Raw genomic sequence first — 2367 nt, 5'->3', positions numbered from 1 at the left:
CCGCCTGCGCACCGAAGACGCCTCTTTCGACGGCTTCGTCATCGGCGGGGATTCGATGTTCGCGCTCGGCGACGAGATCCTCGGCAAGCCGTACACGGCCGAGGCCGCGACCGCGCGCTGGCACGGGATGCGCGGGCGTACCGGCGTGCTGCACTCGGGGCACAGCGTCTTCCGCCTCGCGCCGGGCGAGGAACCGCGCGAGGCCTTCGCCGTCGCCGAGGCGTCCGTGACCTTCGCCGCCGACGTCGACGACGACGAGATCGCCGCCTACGTCGCGAGCGGCGAACCGCTGCTGGTCGCCGGGGCGTTCACCGTCGACAGCCTGGGCGGCGCGTTCATCGAGCGGGTCGACGGCGACCCCTCGACGGTGGTCGGCATGTCGCTGTCGACCGTGCGGGGACTCGTGCGCGAACTCGGTGGGTCGTGGACGGAGCTGTGGAACCGTTCGTAGACTCCCGCACACGTTTTTCGGCGTTTCTTGTCGAGGAGGGTCAAAAGGCGGGCAGGACCCCTCGCTAGGCTGGGAGGATGCCGAAGATCGCCAAGGTCCTTGTCGCCAACCGCGGCGAGATCGCCGTCCGAATCATCCGCGCCGCCCGTGACGCGGGCAAAGCCTCGGTCGCCGTCTACGCCGACCAGGACCGCGACGCCCTGCACACCCGCCTCGCCGACGAGGCGTACGCCCTCGACGGCGCCACAAGCGCCGACACCTACCTGTCGATCGAGAAGATCCTCTCGGTCGCCCGCCGTTCCGGCGCCGACGCCGTGCACCCCGGGTACGGCTTCCTCGCCGAGAACGCCGACTTCGCGCGCGCGGTGATCGGTGCGGGCCTGACGTGGATCGGCCCCTCTCCCGACGCCATCGAGGCCCTCGGAGACAAGGTGACCGCGCGCCACGTGGCCGAGAAGGTCGGCGCGCCCCTGGCTCCCGGCACCCCCGGTCCCGTCTCGGGTGCCGACGAGGTCATCGCCTTCGCCAACGAGGTGGGCCTGCCCATCGCCATCAAGGCCGCCTACGGCGGCGGCGGACGCGGCCTCAAGGTCGCGCGCGAACTCGACGAGGTCGCCGAGATGTTCGAGTCCGCCACGCGCGAGGCCGTCGCCGCCTTCGGCCGCGGCGAGTGCTTCGTCGAGAAGTACCTCGACAAGCCGCGCCACGTCGAGACGCAGTGCCTCGCCGACGCGGCGGGCAACGTCGTGGTCGTCTCGACGCGCGACTGCTCGCTGCAGCGACGTCACCAGAAGCTCGTCGAAGAGGCCCCCGCGCCGTTCCTCACCGACGAGCAGAACCGCATCCTGTACGCGGCATCCAAGGCCATCCTGAAAGAGGTCGGCTACGTCGGCGCGGGAACATGCGAGTTCCTCATCGGGGCCGACGGCACCATCTCGTTCCTCGAGGTCAACACGCGTCTGCAGGTCGAGCACCCGGTGTCCGAAGAGGTCACGGGCCTCGACCTCGTGCGCGAGCAGTTCCGCGTCGCCGAGGGCGAGGAACTCGGCTACGACGACCCCGCGCCCGTCGGGCACTCGCTCGAGTTCCGCATCAACGGCGAGGACCCGGGCCGCGGCTTCCTGCCCCAGCCCGGCCCCATCCACGTCTTCAAGACGTTCGGTGGCCCCGGCATCCGTCTCGACTCCGGCGTCACCGCGGGCGACAGCGTCTCGGGCGCGTTCGACTCGCTGCTGGCGAAGATCATCGTCACCGGTCGTGACCGCGCCGAGGCCCTCGAGCGCGCCCGCCGGGCCCTCGACGAGTTCGAGGTCGCCGGCATGCCCACCGTGCTGCCGTTCCACCGCAAGGTCGTCCGCGACCCCGCCTTCACCGCCGAGGACGGCACGTTCGGCGTGTTCACGCGCTGGATCGAGACCGAGTTCGTGAACGACATCCCCGCGTGGGACGGAGAGCTCGAGGCTCCCGCCGCGGCCCCCGGTCGCCACACCGTGGTGGTCGAGGTCGGCGGCAAGCGGCTCGAGGTGAGCCTTCCCGACCGCATCACGGCCGCGGCTCCGCAGGTCGGTCGTCCCGCCGCCGCTCCCCCGTCCCGCCGCTCGCACGCGGCCTCGCCCGCCGCCGGCGCCACCGGCGACGCGGTGAAGTCGCCGATGCAGGCGACGATCGTCAAGGTCGCCGTCGAAGAGGGCCAGCAGGTCGTCAAGGGCGACCTCGTGGTCGTGCTCGAGGCGATGAAGATGGAGCAGCCCATCCAGGCGCACAAGGACGGCACGATCGCCGGCATCGACGCCGCGCCCGGGACCACGGTCTCGGCCGGTCACCAGCTGCTGCTGATCAGCTGACGCCCCGCTTCGTGACGGCGCCGCGCTCCTCCGGGGGTGCGGCGCCGTGCGTCGTTCAGCGGGGCGCGGGCC

General features: G+C 71.7%; 2 protein-coding genes. Both read left to right on the top strand.

The window, feature by feature from the left end; translation table 11 throughout:
* The coding region (locus DBR36_RS10505; protein ID WP_258222718.1) for a nucleoside triphosphate pyrophosphatase at positions 1-451 on the top strand (451 nt) is incomplete at its 5' end.
* A gap of 77 nt (positions 452-528) precedes the next feature.
* Complete coding sequence (locus DBR36_RS10500) at positions 529-2295, top strand: biotin carboxylase N-terminal domain-containing protein (protein ID WP_108319167.1); 1767 nt, start codon at positions 529-531, stop codon at positions 2293-2295.
* Positions 2296-2367: the final 72 nt, after the last annotated feature.

The sequence above is a fragment of the Microbacterium sp. HMWF026 genome (assembly GCF_003061325.1).
In the GTDB taxonomy this organism is placed as follows: domain Bacteria; phylum Actinomycetota; class Actinomycetes; order Actinomycetales; family Microbacteriaceae; genus Microbacterium; species Microbacterium testaceum_E.
The sequence above is the reverse complement of the archived record's forward strand: the minus strand, read 5'-3'. Positions and strand labels throughout refer to the sequence as shown.